This is a genomic window from Streptosporangium sp. NBC_01469 (genome assembly GCF_036227305.1).
In the GTDB taxonomy this organism is placed as follows: Bacteria; Actinomycetota; Actinomycetes; order Streptosporangiales; family Streptosporangiaceae; genus Streptosporangium.
In genome coordinates this window covers 7,877,591-7,891,875 of the sequence record NZ_CP109465.1, presented here as the reverse complement: position 1 = coordinate 7,891,875, position 14,285 = coordinate 7,877,591, and the positions used below count along the sequence as shown (strand labels likewise).

At 71.0% G+C, this 14,285-nt stretch carries 15 protein-coding genes; 11 read left to right on the top strand and 4 right to left on the bottom strand.

The annotated features are described in order from the left end of the window. Nucleotides 1-34: 34 nt before the first annotated feature. Nucleotides 35-571 (top strand): PaaI family thioesterase, encoded by a 537-nt coding sequence (locus tag OG587_RS34485; protein ID WP_329082789.1) that lies wholly within the window; start codon nucleotides 35-37, stop codon nucleotides 569-571. 114 nt (nucleotides 572-685) lie between these two features. Next, nucleotides 686-1,081 (top strand): nuclear transport factor 2 family protein, encoded by a 396-nt coding sequence (locus OG587_RS34480; RefSeq protein WP_329082787.1) that lies wholly within the window; start codon nucleotides 686-688, stop codon nucleotides 1,079-1,081. Nucleotides 1,082-1,183: 102 nt separating this feature from the next. On the opposite strand, the gene OG587_RS34475 is transcribed toward OG587_RS34480, so the two are convergent. Then, nucleotides 1,184-1,840, bottom strand: coding sequence for an SGNH/GDSL hydrolase family protein (locus tag OG587_RS34475; protein ID WP_329082785.1), 657 nt, complete (start codon nucleotides 1,838-1,840; stop codon nucleotides 1,184-1,186). After that, nucleotides 1,827-2,180, bottom strand: coding sequence for a hypothetical protein (locus tag OG587_RS34470; protein ID WP_329082783.1), 354 nt, complete (start codon nucleotides 2,178-2,180; stop codon nucleotides 1,827-1,829). Before OG587_RS34470 ends, OG587_RS34475 begins: the two co-directional genes overlap by 14 nt. Before the next feature lie 113 nt (nucleotides 2,181-2,293). On the opposite strand from OG587_RS34470, the gene OG587_RS34465 reads away from it, so the two are divergent. The 3 genes from OG587_RS34465 (at nucleotide 2,294) to OG587_RS34455 (ending at nucleotide 4,217) form a co-directional block, all read left to right on the top strand. Further along, on the top strand, nucleotides 2,294-2,620 hold the full coding sequence (locus OG587_RS34465; protein ID WP_329082781.1) for a hypothetical protein: 327 nt from the start codon (nucleotides 2,294-2,296) through the stop codon (nucleotides 2,618-2,620). Between the two features lie 188 nt (nucleotides 2,621-2,808). After that, nucleotides 2,809-3,924 (top strand): WD40/YVTN/BNR-like repeat-containing protein, encoded by a 1,116-nt coding sequence (locus tag OG587_RS34460; protein WP_329082780.1) that lies wholly within the window; start codon nucleotides 2,809-2,811, stop codon nucleotides 3,922-3,924. Nucleotides 3,925-3,932: 8 nt separating this feature from the next. Beyond that, nucleotides 3,933-4,217: a MoaD/ThiS family protein gene (locus OG587_RS34455; protein WP_329082778.1), complete on the top strand. Its 285-nt coding sequence runs from the start codon at nucleotides 3,933-3,935 to the stop codon at nucleotides 4,215-4,217. 157 nt (nucleotides 4,218-4,374) lie between these two features. On the opposite strand, the gene OG587_RS34450 is transcribed toward OG587_RS34455, so the two are convergent. Then, complete coding sequence (locus OG587_RS34450; protein WP_329082776.1) at nucleotides 4,375-5,298, bottom strand: RNA polymerase sigma-70 factor; 924 nt, start codon at nucleotides 5,296-5,298, stop codon at nucleotides 4,375-4,377. Between the two features lie 125 nt (nucleotides 5,299-5,423). Continuing rightward, entirely contained in the window at nucleotides 5,424-5,897 is a 474-nt protein-coding gene (locus OG587_RS34445) for a carboxymuconolactone decarboxylase family protein (RefSeq protein ID WP_329082774.1), read from the bottom strand. Between the two features lie 355 nt (nucleotides 5,898-6,252). Between OG587_RS34445 and kdpF the strand changes: the two genes are divergently transcribed. Genes kdpF through OG587_RS34415 form a run of 6 tightly spaced genes read left to right on the top strand, consistent with a single transcriptional unit; the run spans nucleotide 6,253 to nucleotide 14,215 of the window. After that, on the top strand, nucleotides 6,253-6,342 hold the full coding sequence (gene kdpF, locus OG587_RS34440; RefSeq protein ID WP_329082772.1) for a K(+)-transporting ATPase subunit F: 90 nt from the start codon (nucleotides 6,253-6,255) through the stop codon (nucleotides 6,340-6,342). A 19-nt stretch (nucleotides 6,343-6,361) separates the two neighbouring features. Beyond that, nucleotides 6,362-8,023, top strand: a complete 1,662-nt coding sequence (gene kdpA / locus OG587_RS34435; RefSeq protein ID WP_329094098.1) for a potassium-transporting ATPase subunit KdpA — start codon at nucleotides 6,362-6,364, stop codon at nucleotides 8,021-8,023. Further along, complete coding sequence (gene kdpB / locus OG587_RS34430) at nucleotides 8,023-10,155, top strand: potassium-transporting ATPase subunit KdpB (RefSeq protein ID WP_329082770.1); 2,133 nt, start codon at nucleotides 8,023-8,025, stop codon at nucleotides 10,153-10,155. Before kdpA ends, kdpB begins: the two co-directional genes overlap by 1 nt. Beyond that, entirely contained in the window at nucleotides 10,156-10,992 is an 837-nt protein-coding gene (locus OG587_RS34425) for a potassium-transporting ATPase subunit C (protein WP_329082769.1), read from the top strand. It abuts the gene before it with no gap. Then, complete coding sequence (locus tag OG587_RS34420) at nucleotides 10,989-13,550, top strand: DUF4118 domain-containing protein (protein ID WP_329082767.1); 2,562 nt, start codon at nucleotides 10,989-10,991, stop codon at nucleotides 13,548-13,550. The genes OG587_RS34425 and OG587_RS34420 overlap by 4 nt, the downstream gene beginning before the upstream one ends. Continuing rightward, complete coding sequence (locus OG587_RS34415) at nucleotides 13,547-14,215, top strand: response regulator (protein ID WP_329082765.1); 669 nt, start codon at nucleotides 13,547-13,549, stop codon at nucleotides 14,213-14,215. Before OG587_RS34420 ends, OG587_RS34415 begins: the two co-directional genes overlap by 4 nt. Nucleotides 14,216-14,285 lie beyond the last annotated feature (70 nt).

The following is a 14,285-nucleotide window of genomic DNA, read 5'->3' as shown; positions in this document are numbered from 1 at the left end:
CAGTCCCCGACGAGCTCGACGAGAAGGTTGTGAGATGACGGATAGGAGCGTTCCGGCGGGAACGGGCGATGATACGAGGACGCTCGAGGTCAGCTGGGCCGACCCTCGTGCGGTCGCTCTGCGCGCGTCCCAGCTGTCGCGGGACGAACTGCTGAAGAGCATGGTCTCCGGAGCTCTGCCGAATCCGCCCATAGCCCAGCTGTTGAATTTCCGGGTCGTGGAGGCCGAGGTGGGCCGGGTGGTCGTGGAACTCGTGCCGGATGAGCGGCACGAGAACGTCATCGGCCTGGTCGCCGGGGGAGTGGCGGCCTCCTGCCTGGACGCCGCGATGTGGATCGCCGTCCAGTCGTCGCTGGTGGACGGGTCGATGGTGAGCACCGTGAACATGAACCTGCATTTCATCCGGCGGCTGTCCCGGGAATCGGGGCCGGTGCGTGCGGTGGCGCGGACGCTTCACATGGGCCGGTCGACGGCGACCGCCGAGTCCTGGCTGGAGGACGCTTCGGGGCGGCGATACGCGCATGCCACCGCGAGCTTTCTGAGGATGGGGGTAGCTGACGATCACCGGTGACACCCTCATGGAGTTCAACCGAGCGGGGCGAGCTCCATGGCGTTTGCCAGGGTCGTGGATCAAGTGCAACACTGACACCGGTTAAACCGGTGTCAAGTGAGAGGGAGTACGGCGATGGGCCCTGAGCGTGAGTCGATCGAACGTGAGCTGATCGAACTGTCCGAACGGGCCTGGGAGGCCAACAGGAACGGCGAGGCGAAGTTCTACGACCGCTTTCTCACCGAGGTGCCACTGAGCGTGTCGCCGTGGGGGATCGTGGACGACCGGGAGGCGATCTTGAAAGGGTTCGCCGAGAACCGCAACCCGTACACGCGCACGGATCTGAGTGACCACCGGGTGACCGTGCTGGGCGAAGGCGGCGCGGTCCACACCGTCACCGTGGAGATCGACGTGCTCGTCAACGGCACGGACAAGCAGACCATGAAGGTCTTCGCCACCACCGCGCTGACCCGCCGCGACGGCGAATGGAAGGCCGCCCTGTTCCAGATCACCCCGGCGCCCGCCCGCTGAGGCGCGTCCTTCGTCGAGCGGTCGTCGGGGATGAACGTCCACGTCGCCGCCGATCCGGCCGGCCCGGGGGGCTCGCCCGTCCCACACGGATCGGTCCGGCCGTCAGATCCCTCCGGTCCCTACGCGGCCGGAGAGGGTGACCACCGGCGAGGGCAGGGGGTGGGTCCAGGAATCGCCGCTGCCGGGCAGTTGGAGTGCGTGGGCGACGGCCGCGGCGATCCGTTCGTGTCCGAGGGGGCCGGCGTGGAGCCGGTCCTGGCTCCACAGTCGCGGGTCGGTGACGACCGGGTGGTGGGAGGTTTCGGCGACGACGACCCCGTGGCGGTGGGCCGCGGCGCGGATGCGGTGGTTGAGCGCGGCGACACGGGGGCTGAGCGGCCGGGCGAGCGGGGTGATCCTCGCGATGTCGGGGAAGGTGAGGGTCGCCACGTGGGCGCCCTGTGCGGTGAGCGCGGCGAACATCGCCTCCAGGTGGCCGGCCACCTCGTCGGCGTCGAACCGGGGCCGGAGCAGGTCGTTGACTCCGGCGACGACGGTGGCCAGGTCGGGGCGCAGGGCGAGGGCGGGGCCAAGTTGTTCGGCGTGGACCTGGGCGGCGAGGTGTCCGCGTACGGCCAGGTTGGCGTACTGGAGAGTGGGGCCGCCCACCGCGAGCCGGTCGGCCCATCCGCGCGGGCCGGTGCTGTCGTCGCCGTCGCCGAGCCCTTCGGTTTGGCTGTCGCCCAGGGCGACGTAGCGCAGGTAGTCACAGCCGGGCATGAGAGGTCCGCCTTTCCCGCAGGATCGCGGCGCTCTGGCGGCACCGGACTCGGCTGCCCTGCTCGAAGGCGAGGCCGCGCAGGCGGGTCAGGTAGGGGCCGATCCGTTCACCGTGGCGCAGGGACTCCTCCCCGCTCCTGTCTCCGCGCATCCGCCGCGGCAGCCCGCCGGACAGTTCGGCCTTCGCGTCGGCGAAGGCGGCTCGCTCCGTGAGCTGTGCGATCCTTGCCGCGGTGTCGCGGAGCAGCCCGGGTACCAGTCGGCGATGGACGGCGGACAGGGGAGGCCACACGCCATGGCCCAGGCGCCGGTCATAGCGCAGGAAGGTCCCCAGTGACACCCGCCCATCGGCTGTCTGTACAAGGAGGTTGCCGGTCAGAAACCAGGAAGCGGCCTTGAGCCGGATCCAGTCTTCGCCCCGTTCGCCGATCTGCCATCCGGCCACGGTGCCCGGTGATCGCCCGCGCGGGCGTCCTCACCTTCTCCAGCGACCGCCTGCTGCCCATCGACCTCGCGATCCGAGACTGGGCCCGGCGCGACGAGGCGGTCGCCGAGCGCTTGCGACGGGTGGACAACCGGCGCATGGCGCTGCTGCGCGAGATGATCGGCACCTTCTGCTCCGATGCCGACGAGGTCGAGGCCCGCAGCATGCTCGCCTTCTGCGTGGCGATCGGTGCGCACTTCCTCGCCGCCGACCACGGCGACCGCACCCGAGCTCAGGTCCTTGCCCGCGCCGCCGACCTGCTGCTCAACCGCCCCCGCAAAGACCACAGCCACTAACCACCTCGGCACCGACGGGGTTCCAGCGAGTGTTGGGCGGCGGTTTTGTCGGGGGGCTGTCGTAGCGTCGGTAGCCACGACCGTGGCGGGCATGTCGTGGACGGAGCCGGCTCCGATCCCGCTCGGACGATCGGGAATGTGGCCGCGGTGCCGACACGGATCGGCGCCAAGGCCGGAGAGGAACGCCGATGAGTGGTGTACGCGTACTGGTTGGCACGCGCAAGGGCGCGTTCATCCTGACGTCGGACGGCAGGCGCGAGCGGTGGGACATCAGTGGCCCCCACTTCGGGGGCTGGGAGATCTACCACCTCACGGGATCCCCCGCCGACCCGTCTCGGCTGTACATGTCGCAGTCCGGCGGCTGGTTCGGGCAGTTGATCCAGCGTTCCGACGACGGCGGCGCGACGTGGGAGGCGGTCGGCAACCAGTTCCGGTACGAGGGCGTCCCCGGCACTCACCAGTGGTACGACGGCACGCCGCACCCGTGGGAGTTCACCCGGGTCTGGCATCTCGAGCCGTCGCCGACCGATCCGGACACGGTTTACGCCGGGGTCGAGGATGCGGCCCTGTTCCGCTCGACGGACGGCGGGCAGACCTGGCAGGAGCTGTCCGGGCTGCGCGAGCATCGCTCGGGGCCTTCCTGGCAGCCGGGTGCCGGTGGGATGTGCCTGCACACGATCGTCCCGGACCCGCGTGATCCCGGGCGTATCGTCGTGGCGATCTCGGCCGCGGGTGTGTTCAGGACGGACGACGCCGGCAAGAGCTGGCAGCCGATGAATCGCGGTCTGCGGTCCGAGGGCATTCCCGACCCGGACGCCGAGGTCGGCCACTGCGTCCACCACATCGCGACGCACCCGTCGCGTCCAGAGGTGCTCTTCATGCAGAAACACTGGGACGTCATGCGCAGTGACGACGCCGGCGGGTCGTGGTACGAGATCAGCGGTGACCTGCCCAGCGACTTCGGATTCCCGATCGCGGTCCACGCGCACGAGCCGGACACCGTCTACGTCGTTCCGATCAAGAGCGACTCGGAGCACTACCCGCCCGAGGGAAGGCTGCGCGTCTACCGCAGCCGGACGGGCGGGAACGAATGGGAGCCGCTCACCAGGGGGCTGCCGCAGAGCCACTGCTACGTCAACGTGCTGCGCGACGCGATGGCCGTCGACTCGCTGGACTCGTGCGGCGTCTACTTCGGTACGACCGGCGGCCAGGTGTACGCGTCGGCCGACGCCGGCGACGGCTGGGCGCCCATCGCCCGGGATCTTCCGGCCGTGCTGTCCGTCGAAGTCCAGACGCTGCCATGATCCGTGTCGTGCTCCCTGCGCATCTGCGGAACCTCGCGCGGGTCGAGAGCGAGGTGACGCTCCACATTCGGGGGCAGGCCACGCAACGCTCGGTCCTCGACGCGCTCGAGGCCCGCTATCCGATGTTGCGCGGGACGATCCGTGATCACGTCACGCAGCGGCGCCGACCGTTCGTGCGGTTCTTCGCCTGCGAGCGAGACCTGTCCCACGAGCCGCCGGACGCCCCGTTGCCCGAGCCGGTCGCGACGGGGGCCGAGCCGTTCATGGTCGTGGGTGCCATGGCGGGCGGGTAGGCACCGGCACCGCCCCCCGTGGAAAACTTCGCCGCCGGCCTGTGCGCGCCGATCGTGGCCGAGGCGTGCCAGGTGGGTCCGGGCATCGTCGACACCCGCGCCGTCCACGGGCCTTCGGACCACATGTCCCGCCACACCACCGGCCCGGCCGTCGCGGTCATTCCGCGTGCCGGCGTGCCTGTCTCACCTCGCGGTCGATCGCCCAGGCGTCCGCCACCGGGCCCACGTGCCCGAGCTTGTCGGGGTTGATCACCGAGCGGATCGTCTGGATCTGCCCGTCGAGTACATCGAGCGCCAGGACGTGGAGCACCCTGCCGTCCCGGTCGCGGAAGATCGCGCCCGGCTCGCCGTTGACCTCGTGCGGCTCGAACGTCACGTCGACCCGGGCCATCCGGGGGAAGAGGAGGGCGAGCAGCCGGGCCACGTTCTCGGCGCCGACGACGGCCCTGGCCAGCTGCGGGGCCTTGCCGCCGCCGTCACCGACCATCGACACGTCGGCGGCGAGCAGGTCGCGCAGGCCGGCGACGTCGCCCTCGCGGAGGGCGTCGAAGAACCGCGACGCCAGTTCCTCCCGCTCCTCGCGGACCGCTTCGAAGCGCGGCCGCCCGGCCTCCATGTGCCGCCGCGCCCGCACCAGCAGCTGCCGGCACGCCGCCTCCGACCGCCCCACCGCCGTGGCGACCTCGTCGAAGCCGAAGCCGAACACCTCCCGCAGCACGAACACCGCCCGCTCCAGCGGGCTGAGCCGCTCCAGCAGCAGCAACGCCGCCATCGACACCGAGTCGGCCAGCTCCACCGACCGCGCCGGATCCTGGTACGGATCGCTCAGCAGCGGCTCGGGAAACCAGGGGCCCACGTACTCCTCCCGCCGTACCCGCGCGGAGCGCAGCACGTCGATCGAGATCCGCGTCACCGCGGCCGACAGGAGGGCCTTGGTCGACGTGGGCCGGGTCTCCAGGCCGTCATAGCGCAGCCATGTCTCCTGCACCGCGTCCTCGGCCTCACCCACACTGCCCAGAATCCGATAGGCGATCGAGAACAGCAGCGGCCGCAGCTCCTCGAACTCCTCGACCTCGCTCACTTGAACCCCTCTCGCCGGCGCGGGCGTCTTCTGATGATCATCCTGGTCACCGGCACGCCAGGGCGACGCCCCGGGCCGGAGGCTCGAAGCCCGCAGCCGGCCCCCGGGGCGGCTGCCGGCGCCGTTCAGTGGAACTGCCCGGCCACGTAGTCGCCGGCCGGCTGCCGGGTGATGATGTTCAGCCGGTTCGCCGTGTTCATGAAGGAGATCAGGATCACCAGGGCGGTGAGCTGCCCCTCGTCGTAGTGCTTGGCGGCGTACGCCCACGCCTCGTCGCCGACCCCGCCGGCCCCGTCCGCGACCCGGGTCCCCTCCTCCGCCAATCTCAGCGCGGCACGCTCGGCCTCGGTGAAGACCGTGGCCTCCCGCCACGCCGCGACCAGGTTCAGCCGCACCGAGGTCTCGCCGGCGGCGGCGGCCTCCTTGGTGTGCATGTCGAGACATACGGCGCAGCCGTTGATCTGGCTCACCCGAAGCGCCACCAGTTCCTGCGTGGTGGCCGGCAGCGGCAGGTCCTTGAGCGCCTTGCCCGCCGACATGAAGTGCTTGATGACCTTGCCGACGCTCGGGTCGGCGAAGTAGTTCAGTCGCGCGTCCATGATGTTCTCCTCCGCGGTCGTTGACGGCTACACCTCCTGAGACGAGGTAGCCCGGCCCCCTGTGACACGGACGGATGTGACCTGTGTCTCCCGGCAGCCCCCGGAAGGCCGTCCGGGGAGGGTGTCCAGGGCTCGCGTAGGGGAGGCGTCAAGCCTTGGGGCCGGGGCGTATGGAACCCGTCAAGACACGCAAGAAGGGCGGAAAACAGCGGTTTTCTTACTTATGTCCCACCCGTCGGGTGGTGACGGACAAACCCCGGATTCGAGGAGTGGGGATGGCAGACGTCATCTTCGTCGCCCTGACGGTCGCGGTTTTCGTGATCCTCGGGCTGGTCGTCAGGGCGGTGGAACGGTTGTGAACGCCGTCAACGCCACCGGTCTGGTCGTGGTCGCCGCTTTGGTGATCTTCATGGTCGCGGCCCTGCTCTTCCCGGAGCGCTTCTGATGACGGAGCGCTTCCGATGATGTCCTCGACCATGGCCGGGATCCTGTTCATCGGATCCCTCGTCGCCGCCCTCGCGCTGGTCCACCGGCCGCTGGGCGACTACATGTACCGCGTCTACACCGGTACGAGGCACCTCGCCGCCGAACGCGTGATCTACCGGCTCGTCGGCGTCCGGCCGGACACCGAGCAGAGGTGGGGCGTCTACGCCCGCGCGCTGCTGGCGTTCTCGGCGATCTCCGTCCTGTTCCTCTACGGCCTGCAGCGGCTGCAGGACAGGCTGTTCCTGTCGCTGGGCTTCGCCCCGGTGCCCGACCACGTCGCCTGGAACACCGCCGTCAGCTTCGTCACCAACACCAACTGGCAGGCGTACTCGGGTGAGTCGACCATGGGCTACCTGGTGCAGATGTCCGGCCTGGCGGTGCAGAACTTCGTGTCCGCCTCGGTGGGCATGGCCGTGGCGATCACGCTGGTCCGCGGCTTCGCCCGTAAGAAGACCGAGGAGCTCGGCAACTTCTGGGTGGACCTGGTCCGCGGCACCGTCCGCGTCCTGCTGCCGCTCGCCCTCGTCGGCGCGGTCGTGCTGCTGGCGGGCGGCCTGATCCAGAACTTCACCTCCCCGCACGAGGTGACCACCCTGACCGGCGGCACCCAGGCGATCACCGGCGGCCCGGTGGCGAGCCAGGAGATCATCAAGGAGCTGGGCAACAACGGCGGCGGGTTCTACAACACGAACTCGGCCCACCCGTTCGAGAACGCCACCGCCTGGACCAACTGGTTCGAGATCTTCGCGATCTTCCTGATCCCGTTCGCGCTGCCCCGCACGTTCGGCCGCATGGTCGGCGACACCCGGCAGGGCTACGCGATCGTCGCGATCATGGGAACCCTGGCGCTGGCGAGCGTCGCGCTGCTGACCGGGCTGGAGGTCGCCCACGGCGGTACGGTCCCGCAGGCGGTGGGCGCGGCGATGGAGGGCAAAGAGGTGCGCTTCGGCGTGCCCAACTCCGGCACCTTCGCCGCCGCCACCACGCTCACCTCCACCGGGGCGGTCAACTCCTTCCACGACTCGTTCACCGCGCTCGGCGGCATGCTCACGATGTTCAACATGATGCTCGGCGAGGTCGCCCCCGGCGGCGCGGGCGCGGGCCTGTACGGCATGCTCGTCCTCGCCGTGATCACGGTCTTCGTGGCCGGGCTCATGGTCGGCCGCACCCCCGAGTACCTGGGCAAGAGGATCGGCTCCCGCGAGATCAAGTTCGCCGCGATGTACTTCCTGGTCACGCCGCTGCTGGTGCTGACCGGCACGGCACTGGCGATGGGCTCGGCCGAACAGCGGGCGAGCATGCTCAACGGCGGCCCGCACGGCTTCTCCGAGGTGCTGTACGCCTTCACCAGCGCGTCCAACAACAACGGCTCCGCGTTCGGCGGCCTCACCGTCAACACGCCGTGGTACGACGTGGCCCTCGGCCTGTGCATGGCCTTCGGCCGCTTCCTGCCGATCGTCTTCGTCCTCGCCCTGGCCGGATCCCTGGCCGGGCAGGCGCCGGTGCCCGTCTCGGCGGGCACGCTGCCCACCCACCGTCCGCAGTTCGTCGGCATGGTCGTCGGCGTGACGGTGATCCTCGTCGCGCTGACCTTCCTGCCCGCCCTGGCGCTCGGACCGCTCGCGGAAGGAATCCAGTGATGTCCCCCCAGACGCTCGACGCGCCGGGCCGTACCCCCGCCCCCAGGGACGGAAAGGTGGGCGGCGGCCTCCTCGACCCCAAGCAGCTGGTCACGTCGCTGCCCGAGGCGGTCGGGAAGCTCAACCCGGTCACGCTCTGGCGCAACCCGGTGATGCTGATCGTCGAGATCGGCGCGGCCCTCACCACGGTGCTCGCCGTGCTCACCCCGTCCTTCTTCGCCTGGGCCACCGTGGTGTGGCTCTGGCTGACGGTGATCTTCGCCAACCTGGCCGAGGCCGTCGCCGAGGGGCGCGGCAAGGCCCAGGCGGCGACCCTGCGCGCCGCCAAGCGCGACACCACGGCGCGGCGGCTGCGCGGACGCGACTCCACCGAGTGGGACGTCGTCGGAGCCCCCGAACTGCTGCGGGGTGACTTCGTCGTCGTGGAGGCCGGGGAGATCATTCCCGGGGACGGCGACGTGGTCGAGGGCATCGCCTCGGTGGACGAGTCGGCGATCACCGGCGAGTCCGCCCCGGTCATCCGCGAGTCGGGCGGCGACAGGTCGGCGGTGACCGGCGGCACGAAGGTGCTGAGCGACCGGATCGTCGTCCAGATCACCCAGCGGCCCGGCGAGAGCTTCATCGACCGGATGATCGCCCTGGTCGAGGGCGCGAACCGGCAGAAGACGCCCAACGAGATCGCCCTCAACATCCTGCTGGCCGCCCTGACGATCATCTTCCTGGTCGCCGTCGCGACCATGCAGCCGCTGGCGATCTACGCCAAGGCCCAGAACCCCGGCGTACCGGACTCGCTCGCCCTGACCGGGGACGGCGTCACCGGCGTCGTACTGGTCGCGCTGCTGGTCTGCCTCATCCCGACCACCATCGGGGCACTGCTGTCGGCGATCGGCATCGCGGGCATGGACCGGCTGGTCCAGCGCAACGTCCTCGCGATGAGCGGCCGGGCGGTCGAGGCCGCCGGAGACGTCAACACCCTGCTGCTGGACAAGACCGGCACCATCACGCTGGGCAACCGGCAGGCGTCGGAGTTCCTGACCGCCCCCGGCGTCTCCGCCGACGAGCTGGCGACGGCCGCGCAGCTGGCCAGCCTCGCCGACGAGACCCCCGAGGGCCGCTCCATCGTGGTCTACGCCAAGCAGGCGTACGGCCTGAGAGAGCGCGGGCCCGGAGAGCTCGTCCACGCCGAGTGGATCGGGTTCACCGCGCAGACCCGGATGAGCGGCGTCGACCTCGACGGCCGCCAGGTCCGCAAGGGCGCCGCCACCGCCGTCATGAAGTGGGTACGCGAGCACGGCGGCCACCCCACCGACGAGGTCGGCGGCATCGTCGACGCCGTCTCCGGCTCCGGCGGCACCCCGTTGGTCGTCGGGGAGGTGGTCGAGGGCAAGGCGCGCGTCCTGGGGGTCGTCCACCTCAAGGACGTCGTCAAGCAGGGCATGCGCGAGCGCTTCGACGAGATGCGCAGGATGGGCATCCGCACCGTCATGATCACGGGCGACAACCCGCTGACGGCCAGGGCCATCGCCGACGAGGCGGGGGTGGACGACTTCCTCGCCGAGGCCACGCCCGAGGACAAGCTCGCCCTGATCAGGTCGGAGCAGGAGGGCGGCAGGCTGGTCGCGATGACCGGCGACGGCACCAACGACGCGCCCGCGCTCGCACAGGCCGACGTCGGGGTGGCGATGAACACCGGCACCTCGGCCGCGAAGGAGGCCGGCAACATGGTCGACCTCGACTCCAACCCGACCAAGCTCATCGAGATCGTCGAGATCGGCAAGCAGCTGCTCATCACCCGCGGCGCGCTGACGACCTTCTCGATCGCCAACGACGTCGCCAAGTACTTCGCGATCATTCCCGCGATGTTCGCGGCGGTCTACCCGGGCCTGGACGCGCTGAACGTCATGCGCCTGTCCAGCCCGCAGTCGGCGATCCTGTCCGCGGTCGTCTTCAACGCGCTCGTCATCGTGGCGCTGATACCGCTCGCCCTGCGCGGCGTGCGCTACCGCCCCTCCAGCGCGTCGAAGCTGCTCAGCCGCAACCTCTACGTCTACGGGCTGGGCGGCATCGTCGTGCCCTTCGTCGGCATCAAGCTGATAGACCTGCTCATCCAGTTCCTTCCGGGGATGTCTTAAATGGAACGCCTGCCCAGCTGGATCCGCCGGCATCTCGCCGCGCTCCGCGCACTGCTCGTCCTCACCCTGGTCACCGGGGCCGTCTACCCGCTGGTGGTCACCGGCGTCGCCCAGACCGTGTTCAACGCCGGGGCCAACGGCTCCCTCGTCCAGAAGGACGGCAGGGACGTGGGAAGCGCGATCGTCGGCCAGAGCTTCACCGGCGCCGGTGGCGAACCGGTCGGCCGCTACTTCCAGAGCCGGCCGTCGGTGGCCGGTGACGGCTACGACATGCTCGCCACCGCCGCGAGCAACCTCGGGCCCGAGGACGTCGTGGACATCCTCGGGGCCAAGGGGAGACAGAGCCTGCTCACCCAGGTCTGCGCCCGCTCCAGGGCCGTCGGGGAGCTGGAGGGGGTCAGCGGCGCCCGGCCGTACTGCACGCCCGACGGCGTCGGCGCCGTGCTGAAGGTCTTCCCCACAGTCGGCGCCCCCACCCGGGTCGTCAGCGTCAACCAGGCCTGCCCCGCGACCCCGTTCGTCGCCGAGTACCGCGGCGTCAGGGTCGAGTGCGGCAGGCCCGGCGAGGACTACGCGGCCGGGCGCACCGTCCCGGTCCGCGGTACGGCCAGGGCCGTGGTGCCCGCCGACGCGGTCACCGCCAGTGGCTCCGGCCTCGACCCGGACATCTCCGTCGCGTACGCCGAGCTCCAGGCGGCCCGGGTGGCCAGGGAGCGCGGCGTACCCGTGGAGAGGGTGAGACGGCTGATCGCGGCGAACACCACCGGCCGCCCCCTCGGCTTCATGGGCGAACCGGCGGTGAACGTCCTCGAACTCAACCTGGCCCTCGACCGATGAACAGGGGGCGGGGGCGGCTGCGCGTCTATCTCGGGGCGGCCCCGGGCGTCGGCAAGACGTACATGATGCTCTGCGAGGGCCGCCGCCGCCTCGCGAGGGGCACCGACGTCGTCGTGGGCCTCGTCGAGACCCACGGCCGCCCCCGCACCGCGGAGCTGCTCGACGGCCTGGAGGTCGTCCCGCGCAGGAGCATGGCCTACCGGGGGAGCGCGTTCACCGAGCTGGACGTGGACGCCGTCATCGCCAGGAGGCCCAGGGTCGCCCTGGTCGACGAGCTGGCCCACACCAACGTGCCGGGCTCGCGCAACGCCAAGCGCTGGCAGGACATCGAGGAGATCCTCGACGCGGGCGTCGACGTCGTCTCCACCGTCAACATCCAGCACCTGGAGTCGCTCAACGACGTGGTCGAGGAGATCACCGGGGTGATCCAGCGCGAGACGGTACCCGACGAGGTGGTGCGCCGCGCCGACCAGGTGGAGCTGGTGGACATGGCCCCGGAGGCGCTACGGCGGCGGATGGCGCACGGCAACGTGTACGCGCCGGAGAAGGTCGACGCGGCGCTGTCGAACTACTTCAGGGTCGGCAACCTGACCGCGCTGCGCGAGCTGGCGCTGCTGTGGGTGGCGGGCAAGGTCGACGACCAGCTCGACCGCTACCGCGCCGAGCACGGCATCGCGGGCACCTGGGAGGCGCGCGAGCGCGTCGTCGTCGCGCTGACCGGCGGCCCGGAAGGCGACACGCTGGTACGGCGGGCCGCCAGGATCGCGGACAGGAGCAAGGGAGCCGACCTGCTGGCCGTACACGTCACGCGCGCCGACGGCCTGACCGGGGCCGATCCGGCGAGCACGGCCCGCCAGCGCACGCTGGTGGAGGACCTGGGCGGCACCTACCACCAGGTCGTCGGCGACGACGTACCGAGCGCCCTGCTGGACTTCGCACGCGGCGTCAACGCCACCCAGCTGGTGCTGGGGGCGTCCCGGCGCGGCCGGTTCGCCCAGATCCTCTCCCGGGGGGTCGGGGTGACCACGACCGCGCGGTCCGGGTCCATCGACGTCCACATGATCACCCACGGCGGGGTGAAGAGAGGGCGCGAGCGCGCTCCGTCGCGGGCCGCGCTGACCCGCACCCGCCGGGTGGCGGGCTGGCTCCTCGCGATCCTCGGGCTGCCGCTCCTGACGCTGGCGCTGCATCCCTTCCGCGGCGACGTGAACCTGCCGAGCGACATACTGCTCTTCCTGCTCATGGTGGTCGTGGTCGCCCTGGCGGGCGGCATGTGGCCGGCCGTCACCGCCGCCGTGCTCGGCTTCCTGCTGCTCAACTACTTCTTCACGGCGCCGGTCGACCGCTTCACCATCGCCGACCCGGAGAACCTGTTCGCGCTGAGCGTCTACGTGCTGGTGGCCGTCATGGTGAGCGCGGTCGTGGACGTCGCCGCCCGCCGTACCCGGGAGGCGGCCCGCGCCCGCGCCGACGCCGAGGTCCTCTCCACCCTGGCCGGGCACGTGCTCCGCGGCGAACACGCGCTCGCCTCGCTGCTCGCCCGCCTGCGGGAGACCTTCGGGCTGGCCTCGGTCACCCTGCTGGAACGCACCGACGACCCGGCTCCCGACGACCAGTCCGACCCCGAGGCGTGGCGGATCGTGGCCACCGCCGGTGACGCGCCCTGCACCTGCCCGGGGGGCGCGGACACCGACGTGGTCATCGACGAGCGGCTCGTCCTGGCCATCCGGGGCAGGCTGCTGGAGGCGTCCGACCGGCGGGTGCTGGAGGCGTTCGCCGCCGAGGCTGCGGTGGCGCTGAGGCAGGACCGGCTGGCGGCGGAGGCGGAGCAGGCCAGGCCGCTGGCCGAGGCCGACAGGATGCGCACCGCGCTGCTCGCCGCGGTCAGCCACGACCTGCGCACCCCGCTCGCCTCGGCCAAGGCCGCCGTGGAGAGCCTGCGCAACACCGGCATCGACTGGTCGCCGCAGGACAGGGAGGAGTTGCTCGCCACCGCCGACGAGTCCCTGGCCAAGCTGGACCGCCTGGTCGCCAACCTGCTCGACATGAGCCGTTTGCAGGCGGGGGTGCTCGGGCTGACACTGGAGCCGACCGCGCTCGAGGACATCGTGCCGCGCGCCGTCGACGACCTCGGCCACCTTTCCCGGCGGATCGAGACGGACCTCTCCGCCGAGCTGCCCGAGGTCGTCGCCGACCAGGCGCTGCTGGAACGGATCCTGGTCAACCTCATGTCCAACGCCGTCCGCTACAGCCCCGAGGACCGGAAGGTCCTCGTCACGGCCAGCGAGTACGACGACCACGTGGAGATCCGCGTCGTCGACCGCGGTACGGGCATCCCGCCCGACGCCTACGACCGGGTCTTCATGCCCTTCCAGCGGCTCGGCGACCGCGACAACCACACCGGCGTCGGCCTGGGCCTCGCGCTCTCCCGGGGGCTCGCCGAGGCGATGGCCGGCACCCTGCTACCGGACGAGACACCAGGGGGTGGTCTCACCATGATCCTGACACTTCCCGTTTCCTCCCGCTCGCGGGCGCGTCCCGCGCTGGAACGACCGTGACCCGCGTCCTCGTCGTCGACGACGAGCCCCAGCTCCTGCGCGCCCTGCGCATCAACCTCGCCGCGCGCCACTACGACGTGGCCGTGGCCCCCGACGGCGGCGGGGCCCTGCGACAGGCCGCCGACTGGCACCCCGACCTGGTCGTGCTCGACCTCGGCCTGCCCGACCTCGACGGGATCGACGTCATCCACGGCCTGCGCGGCTGGACCACCGTCCCGATCATCGTGCTCTCCGGCCGTACGGGAGGATCCGACAAGATCGACGCGCTGGACGCCGGAGCCGACGACTACGTCACCAAGCCGTTCGGCATCGACGAGCTCCTCGCCCGCATCCGGGCCGTCTCCCGGCGCACCGCGCTGCACGACGCGGAACTCGCCCAGATCCGCATCGGCGACCGGGTCGTGGACCTGGTCGACAAGACCGTCTCCGACGGCGTGCGGCTGACGCCCACCGAGTGGCACCTGCTGGAGATCCTGGTCCGCAACCCCGGCAAGCTCATCACCCAGCGGCAGCTGCTGACGGAGGTCTGGGGTTCCAAATACCTCAGGGAGACCCACTACCTGCGCCAGTACATGGCCCAGATGCGCAAGAAACTGGAACGGAACCCGGCCTGCCCGGTCCACCTGCTCACCGAGCCCGGCATGGGGTACCGCTTCCAGCCCTGAAGAGGTCTCCGAGGTCCCGGGCTCGTGCCAGATCCCCGCGGGTCCCCGCCGTAAGGCCGGCTCCTACCGT